Origin of the sequence: Vibrio sp. 10N.261.55.A7, assembly GCF_002877365.1 — a bacterium.
Classification (GTDB): Bacteria; Pseudomonadota; Gammaproteobacteria; order Enterobacterales; family Vibrionaceae; genus Vibrio.
The window spans coordinates 1-7925 of sequence record NZ_MCWZ01000066.1; the positions used below are offsets into that span (position 1 = coordinate 1).

The 7925-nt window shown below is 44.2% G+C and carries 7 protein-coding genes; 3 read left to right on the plus strand and 4 right to left on the minus strand.

Annotation, left to right across the window (positions count from 1 at the left end):
• The first annotated feature begins 151 nt into the window (after window positions 1–151).
• Complete coding sequence (locus BCU12_RS05235) at window positions 152–919, plus strand: MlaA family lipoprotein (RefSeq protein WP_102403304.1); 768 nt, start codon at window positions 152–154, stop codon at window positions 917–919.
• Window positions 920–987: 68 nt separating this feature from the next.
• On the opposite strand, the gene BCU12_RS05240 is transcribed toward BCU12_RS05235, so the two are convergent.
• The 4 genes from BCU12_RS05240 to BCU12_RS05255 form a co-directional block, all read right to left on the minus strand.
• The gene (locus BCU12_RS05240) at window positions 988–2274 is read right to left on the minus strand and encodes an outer membrane protein transport protein (RefSeq protein ID WP_102403305.1); all 1287 of its coding nucleotides are present in this window, start codon (window positions 2272–2274) and stop codon (window positions 988–990) included.
• 281 nt (window positions 2275–2555) lie between these two features.
• Window positions 2556–3899: an outer membrane protein transport protein gene (locus tag BCU12_RS05245; RefSeq protein WP_102403306.1), complete on the minus strand. Its 1344-nt coding sequence runs from the start codon at window positions 3897–3899 to the stop codon at window positions 2556–2558.
• 260 nt (window positions 3900–4159) lie between these two features.
• The gene (locus BCU12_RS05250) at window positions 4160–4885 is read right to left on the minus strand and encodes a DUF3379 domain-containing protein (protein ID WP_102403307.1); all 726 of its coding nucleotides are present in this window, start codon (window positions 4883–4885) and stop codon (window positions 4160–4162) included.
• A complete protein-coding gene (locus BCU12_RS05255; RefSeq protein ID WP_102403308.1) occupies window positions 4878–5453 on the minus strand; it encodes a sigma-70 family RNA polymerase sigma factor in 576 nt (191 codons plus the stop codon). Before BCU12_RS05255 ends, BCU12_RS05250 begins: the two co-directional genes overlap by 8 nt.
• Before the next feature lie 431 nt (window positions 5454–5884).
• On the opposite strand from BCU12_RS05255, the gene fadI reads away from it, so the two are divergent.
• Both fadI and BCU12_RS05265 read left to right on the plus strand, forming a co-directional pair.
• On the plus strand, window positions 5885–7210 hold the full coding sequence (fadI, locus tag BCU12_RS05260; protein WP_102403309.1) for an acetyl-CoA C-acyltransferase FadI: 1326 nt from the start codon (window positions 5885–5887) through the stop codon (window positions 7208–7210).
• Window positions 7210–7925: enoyl-CoA hydratase-related protein (locus BCU12_RS05265; RefSeq protein ID WP_198599257.1), on the plus strand; the 716-nt coding region annotated here is incomplete at its 3' end. The genes fadI and BCU12_RS05265, both read left to right, overlap by 1 nt.

Genomic DNA, 7925 nt, shown 5'->3' on the forward strand with positions numbered 1-7925 from the left:
GGCCGATGTATAACATCGGCCTTTTGTTTAGTTGCATTAAATTGTTTAATTGTCATAACATAATAGACTAATTTAATATGTTGGCGGCATACTGTAGAACAAGTGTTATGGAACGCGTTTGTTTGATTGATTTTGTTAAGGATGCGAGTAAATGGATTTAAACAGAGTGCTTTTGGTAAAGCTTGCACTGATGTCTGTTTTTCTAACAGGTTGTGCAACCGCTCCCGATGATAGCGCCTTTGAAGAAGATACATCAGAACAAGTTAATGATCCGTTTGAGGGCTTTAACAGGGCGATGTGGACACTCAACTTCGAGTACTTGGATCCGTATTTGGTTCGTCCTACCTCAATGGCTTACGTAAATTATGTGCCTTCTCCAGTTCGAACGGGTGTAGCAAACTTTTTATCCAACCTTGATGAACCTTCAAGTGTGGTCAATAACCTTGTCATGGGAAATGGTGGCAAAGCGCTCGACCACTTTAATCGTTTTTGGCTGAACTCAACCATTGGACTTTTAGGTCTTATTGATATCGCTTCTGAGGCGGGAATTACAAAGCACGGAAATAAAGCGGCAAGTGATGCCATCGGGCATTATGGCGTGGGTAATGGGCCTTACGTGATGGTGCCAGCTTATGGGCCATGGACAGTGCGTGAGGCTACGGATGTCGTTGATGGGTTATATGTACCGCTCTCTTATCTGAATATCTGGGCAGCGCTTGGAAAGTGGGCGCTTGAAGGATTAGAGTCTAGAGCGCGTTTAGCCTCTCAAGAGTCCTTGCTTGATAGCTCCCCAGACCCGTATGCGTTAACTCGTGATATCTATATCCAGCATCAAGACTATAGGGCAGAAATAGGAACCGATGATTATGATGAGGAAGAAGAAGATTTCCTCGATGATTATTTGGATGAAGAATTCTAGAAAATACAGTAAAAAAGAGAGGTGAACCAAGCGGTTCACCTTTTTATTTTTGCTGTTAAATTATTGGGCTAAAACGTATAGTTTGCCTGAACACCAATGAGCCACACGCTGCCAGATGTCGTTCCCGTGAACGCGCCACCAATCGCTTGCGCAGTATCATCAGATTCATAACCTCTTGACTCTTTAATATCCGCATCTTTCGCTAAGATGTAAGTGAATCCACCGTCAAAGCTGAGTTGAGAGCTGACTTCATAGCTTGCTCCAACACTTAACCAAGTACGGTCGGTTTCTGGGATGGTAATAGTACGATTCGTATCACTCACCGCTGACATGTCGTAGGCGATACCACTGCGTAACGCAATTTTCTGATTTAGCTGGTAAGTTGCACCTAAGGCAAAACGGTAGTTGTCTTCCCAGTTTTCGACTTTCACCATGTGAGTGCCGTAGTTCTCAAGATGCGCTTCTAACTTTTCGAAACTGCTCCAGTCTGTCCAATTAATGCTGGCATGGATAGCCAATTTCTCGTTCAGTTGATGATGACTTGCTAATTCTGCTGTCGCGGGCAGGGCAAGGTTCATATAACCATTATCACGAGTACCGGCAGGCAGCCCAAAACCGAGTCCCTCAGCATAGCCAGAAAGCTTAAGATCGACCTCCGATTTATACGCGAAGCCAACTCGATGCGCTTCGTTAATCTGCCACGCAGTGCCTAATTGCCAGCCCCATGCTGTATCGTCACCTTCCATGTATTTCAACGTTGTACCTTTAGGGAGTGTTGGCTCTGATTGCGCTGGAGAGGTTGCACCAAAGTGACCTTCACCCATGACATATCGCAAACCACCACCAAAACTTATGGCCTGGTTGAGCTGATAGGCAAGGTTTAGGTTAGCTTCCATTGTTTTAACCATGGCTTCGTTACCAAAGTGGTTGCCAGCAAAGTTGTCATCAAGTTTGGTCTCCATGCCGTAGTTTGTGCCTAAGGCAACACCCATAAAGAACTGTTCATTTAGCTGATGTGAAAAATAGAAATTAGGAATAACTGCACTATTGGCAAAATCATCTGATTGAGTATTGAGGGCACCACTAATTTGTCCATTAACATCAATATTAGGGTCGACATAAATAGCGCCCACAGAGATTTGTGTTCCAGCTAGGTATGTAAGCATTGCTGGGTTACGCCATTGTGCACTCGCATTATCAGCCATTGCTGCTTCACCAGCGTAGGCACGACCCAGACCTGTTGCTGAATATTCAGCCAACTGGAAGCCAGCTGCCGAAGCGAAAGTAGAAGTAGAAAGCAGTCCGATAGAGATAGCGGTTGATAGAATTGTTTTACGAGTGCAGCTAAATTTCATTGTAATGTTCGCTCAGTTAAATCCATATAGGGACTGAATGTTACTTTTAGAGTTATTACTTTAAAAATTAAAAATAGCTACAGACACGTATTTGGTTTAAACATCTTTGATATTGAGCATTGGTAGAGTTAAAAACTGGATGTTAAGGAAGTGTTTAATTATTTCGGCGAACAGTTGTGATACGAAATCACAGGTTTCTACGGGAAATGGCGATTGAAGGGAGTGAGAAAAACAAAAAGGGCTGGATAACCAGCCCTTTAAAGTACAGTGCAGATACGGAATTAGAATCTGTGTGTGTACTGAGCACCGAATAGAATAGCGGTCGCTTTCGTTGTTGTATTTAGTACCAAATCACCAGAAGTAGTACTGATAGTATCAGTTACGGCAACGTCTTCACCCACTAGGTAAGTGAAGCCCAGATCCAGTGTTTGGTCTGCGTTGAAGTGGTAACTCGCACCCGCTGAGAACCACTGACGGTCTGAATCCGGTACAGACACTGAAGTCAGTGTATCTTGAACGCCTTCGTCAAACATGTAACCAATACGTGCTTCCCAGTTTTGGTTGATGTAGTACGTACCACCGATTGAGTAGTGGAAGGTATCTTTCCATTTGTAATCTTTAATGTTTTGGCCGCTTGTTGTTACAAGCGCATCAAAGTCACTCCAGCTGATGTACTGAATGCTGTAGTGGACCGCAAACTTAGTGTCTTCAATACGGTGGTAACCAGAGAACTCAGCCATTGAAGGCAGTGGCATTTTCAGGTCGCCGATATTAGCGTTGCCTTGGTAAGAAACTGTGCCGCTTGCTTCGATTTCAGGGCTGTAGTGGTAGCTTAGACCGAAACGGTTGTTCTCGTTCATTTCGTAAACGGCACCAAGGTTGAAGCCAACGCCCCAACCAGAGGCATCAACATCCATCAGGTTTTGAGTTGATGTAGTGCCAGTAGGAACGGATGCGCCAGGTGAGCCGACTTCTACGTTCATTGTAGAGTTTCTCTTTAGTTCTCCCTCACCGTAGACGAAGTCAATACCACCACCAACGCTCCACTGTTCGTTGATACGATATGAACCAGCAAAAAGAAGGTTCATAGAGCTTACATTAGTAGTACCACCAAATGCATCTGCGCCAGGAACAACTGCAGTTGGGTTTTGAGTTACAGGGCTATCAATATAAAGAGTACCTGTTCCTGCCCCCCAGTTATTATCAAACTCATTAGTAGTACCAAAGTTAGAGTACGCACCGAAACCAACAGCGAATTGTTCATTGATCGGGTGTGCGATGAAAAGGTTAGGTACAAATGAGGTCGCATCATTTTGTGTGTCATTTACAGACTGAGAACCTAATGGGGAAGTATAAGTTGAACCTGTAATGTCAACTTCAGACTGAATAACGTTAGCACCCAAAGACACTTCAGTGCGATCAAACAACGCGAGTGCAGCCGCATTGCGAGAGATAGCAGATGCGTTATCGGCAATAACAGCATCACCAGCGAAAGCACGGCCTAGACCGGTTGCTGATTGAGAGTTGAGTTGGAAACCTGCTGCTGCTACTTGCGCAGAGGCAAGAGAAGCTGAGGCAATAGTCACTGCGAGAAGCGATTTTTTAAACAGACGCGAGTTGTTCATAGTTGCTTTTTCCTTTTTGTAATATTCGCCTCTAGATGGGCGATATATTTGAGCAAATGCTCAGTGGTGGCTGATCCTAGACTCAAGTATATAGCAAACAAATCCGACCACCTTTAATTTAGGCGGTAAAATTACCGAAATGATGGCGAACTGACAGGAAAAAGGGAATAAAACACTGTTTTTAGAGTTTTAGCTCTATAAAATACGCAAAAAAATGGCTCTAATATGAAACTAGAGCCATTTAATAGAATGATTACTTGCTATTGAGTGAAGATCACCATAGAGGTGAGTTTTTCCGCAATTTTAGCGACATCTTCGCCTTCTTCTCCGACAACGACCATGCTGGCATTATTCATTGGTTCGACAATTCCGGTCATTCCCTCTTTATTGAACTCATTACGGTCTTGCTCAAAAATGTTGGTAACAAAAAGCGTCACTCTACCTTTTTCACCTTTGAATACCATGTGCATCGCATTCGAATCACCAAAGCCACAATGGTTAAGGTAATAGACATGATAGGGGAAGTCTTGATCAAACTTCATGTTAAAAGGCTGCATTTTAACGTTAATCTGGAAACTGCCTACTTGCTCATCTAATGGCGCAATAAAAGCTTTCTCATTTATAACGTGTTCCATGGCTGTGTTTGCAAGGCTTGCTTGCGCATGTGGTACAAGCAGGTTGCCCCAATTGACTTGCCCTGCAAATAAACCAACAGCGAAGGCAACCGAAGCGGCTAGGGCCATTGAACGTTTTACAAAGGTTGGCCTGACGACGTTGGAAGTATCGTTAGGCTGGTTAAACAAAATCCTATCAGCAAGATCATCGGGAACATCGGTTTTCATTGCGTTAAGTATTTGTGCATCGAGGTCGATGACCTCATCTAAGAATTTACTATTAGCTTCACTAGAGCTAATGGCTTCTAGAATGTCATTGTCTCGATACTTTGGATCCGACATAACTTGGCGGCGAAATTCTAAATCATCCATTTTGCTGCCCTCTTGTAGACTGCGATGAATCCATCATCTCTTTTAATTGATTACGTGCTCTAAATAAGCGTGTCATTACGGTATTTTTGTTCAGTTCTAGGATAGAGCCGATCTCTTCACCGCTAAACCCCCCCACCACTTGTAAAAATAGTGGCTCGCGATATTCCACATCCAGTTTCATGATCAGAGTCTGTAACCATTCTGATTGGTGATGTGGGTCGTCGCTGACAATGGCGTCATTACCGTAGTCATCGATGTCGACAAGATCGAACTGTTTTCTTTCAAAGCGTCGTGCATTTTCACGTCTCAATATGGTAATAAGCCATGATTTTGCAGCCTTTTCATCTTGCAGACTATCTAATGATTTCCACGCCCTTAGGCACGTTTCCTGAACGAGATCTTCGGCAATGCTTTTATCTTTACAAAGCCAATATCCGTATCGGAATAGGTCACGATGATAGGCGCGCACAAGCGCTTCGTATTTTCTATGTTTATCCATATCAGAGTTGACCGTACGTTTTGGTTTTTTATTTCCAAACAAATCGATTATTGACACAAAAGTCTCCATCTAGGGGTCAATGGCTTCAAAACTTGAAGTAAAATTGATCTACTTCAAAATCTTATACCCTATTGAAGCTATAGTACAACTGTCATCTAGTTAGTTCTTTTGAATTAGCGTGTTGAGCAAGATGACACTTCCTTTTGAAGGCTGACTTTACTTTCTCCTAATCAGGAAACTGATTTTTTCAATTGGCGTAAGTTAATTGCTTTATATACATTCCAACCACACAGCTTTGTGTGGTTTTTTTTTGCCCAAATTCCTTCTCTCATAAAAATCAACTTGTTAGCCTCTTTCCCTCATTGAACATCATTGTACATTTTCCGTTCTATACTGGTTAGGTCACGTTTATTCAAACGAGCGTTTGATTGAGTTAACAATTTCGTTACAATACATCAGGTCTGACCTCTAATGTTGAACGACGAATGTAAGGAGAACAAATGGGTAAGCCAAATAATTTTAATAAGCAGATTCTGCAAACACGTTCCGGTGAACGTATTGCTGTTGTTGCGGGATTGCGAACCCCTTTCGCTCGTCAAAGTACCGAATTTGGCCAAGTGCCAGCCGTCGACCTTGGTAAAATGGTCGTTAACGAAATGATGGCTCGCAGCGAAGTGCCACCAGAACTCATCGATCAAGTTGTGTTTGGACAAGTGGTTCAAATGCCAGAAGCGCCCAATATTGCGCGTGAAATCGTGTTGGGTACGGGTATGAATATCCACACCGACGCTTACAGTGTAACAAGAGCGTGTGCAACCAGTTTCCAATCTGCAGCGAACGTCGCTGAAAGTATCGTATCTGGAACGATTGATATCGGTATCGCGGGTGGGGCAGATTCTTCTTCTGTTTTACCTATTGGTGTCTCGAAAAAGCTAGCCGCAAATCTATTGGCTCTCAGTAAAACCAAAACGGTTGGCCAAAAACTTAATATTCTAAAGAACCTTTCCTTTAAAGATCTTGTTCCAGTGCCGCCTGCCGTTGCTGAATACTCAACGGGTATTTCAATGGGACAAACGGCAGAGCAAATGGCAAAAACGCATAGCATTTCTCGTGCAGACCAAGATGCGCTCGCTCACCGATCTCACACCTTAGCGGCGCAAGCATGGGATGAAGGAAAAATCGAAGGGGAGGTAATGACAGCCTTCCCTGAACCTTATAAGAAATGGATAAGTAAAGATAACAACATTCGATTGGATTCTACGCTTGAAAGTTACGCAAAACTGCGCCCTGCTTTTGATCGACAATACGGTTCAGTGACCGCTGCAAACAGTACGCCTCTTACCGATGGGGCAGCGGCTGTGATGCTAATGCGCGAAGGCAGAGCCAAAGAACTTGGATTAGAGATCATGGGCTTTATTCGTTCTTACGCCTTCTCAGCGATTGGCGTTGAAAAAGACATGCTGATGGGGCCGTCTTACGCAACGCCATTAGCGTTAGCCCGCGCTGGAATAGAACTTTCGGACCTGACCTTAATTGATATGCACGAGGCTTTCGCCGCGCAAGCCTTGTCTAATGTGAAAATGTTCGCGAGCGACAGCTTTGCACAACAGCACCTTGGACGAGAGAAAGCGATAGGTGAAATTGATATGGATAAATTCAATGTGCTAGGCGGATCGTTGGCTTATGGGCACCCATTTGCAGCAACGGGCGCGCGTATGATGACTCAAACTCTGCGTGAATTAAAACGTCGTGGTGGTGGATTGGCACTGAATACTGCTTGTGCAGCGGGTGGACTTGGCGCAGCGATGATTTTGGAGGTTGAATAATGTCACAATCTAAAGTGTTCCATTTAAAAGTAGATGAAAACAAAGTGGCTTGGCTTTCCATTGATGTGCCAGGCGAAAAAATGAATACTCTTCAGGCGGCGTTTGCCGATGAAATGAAAGATATCTTTGTTGAACTCGAAGCGTATCAAAATGAGGTCAAAGGGGTAGTGATCTACTCTGAAAAGCCGGATAACTTCATTGCCGGTGCCGATATTCGAATGCTGGCTGCGTGTACCACAGCCAGTGAAGCGCAAGCCTTGGCTAAGCAAGGGCAAGAGATGTTCCAGGCGCTGTCTGATCTGCCTTACCCTGTTGTTGCAGCCATTCATGGGCCGTGTTTAGGCGGCGGCTTAGAGTTAGCGCTGGCGTGTGATTACCGTGTTTGTACCGATTCAGATAAGACGAGGCTTGGGTTGCCTGAAGTTCAGCTTGGACTGCTCCCAGGTTCCGGTGGTACGCAACGATTACCACGATTAATAGGATTGCTCCCTTCACTCGATATGATTCTGACCGGTAAGCAACTACGCGCTAAAAAGGCGAAAAAGCTCGGTGTGGTTGACGCGTGTGTGCCTCAAAGTATTTTGTTTGATGTCGCTCTGTCGATGATTGATAAAGCGAGCAAGAAAAATGCGAATAAAGGTCAGGCTCGAAAGGCTTCAACAAAAGAGACGTTGATGTCGAAAACGGGGCTAGGGCGCAAGGTTGTTTTTGAACA

Excerpts from the sequence above, each read along its gene's own strand:
- BCU12_RS05245 (WP_102403306.1), bottom strand. The coding sequence starts at position 3,899 with ATGAACAACTCGCGTCTGTTTAAAAAATCGCTTCTCGCAGTGACTATT.
- BCU12_RS05235 (WP_102403304.1), top strand. The coding sequence starts at position 152 with ATGGATTTAAACAGAGTGCTTTTGGTAAAGCTTGCACTGATGTCTGTT.
- fadI (WP_102403309.1), top strand. The coding sequence starts at position 5,885 with ATGGGTAAGCCAAATAATTTTAATAAGCAGATTCTGCAAACACGTTCC.
- BCU12_RS05250 (WP_102403307.1), bottom strand. The coding sequence starts at position 4,885 with ATGGATGATTTAGAATTTCGCCGCCAAGTTATGTCGGATCCAAAGTAT.
- BCU12_RS05255 (WP_102403308.1), bottom strand. The coding sequence starts at position 5,453 with ATGGAGACTTTTGTGTCAATAATCGATTTGTTTGGAAATAAAAAACCA.
- BCU12_RS05240 (WP_102403305.1), bottom strand. The coding sequence starts at position 2,274 with ATGAAATTTAGCTGCACTCGTAAAACAATTCTATCAACCGCTATCTCT.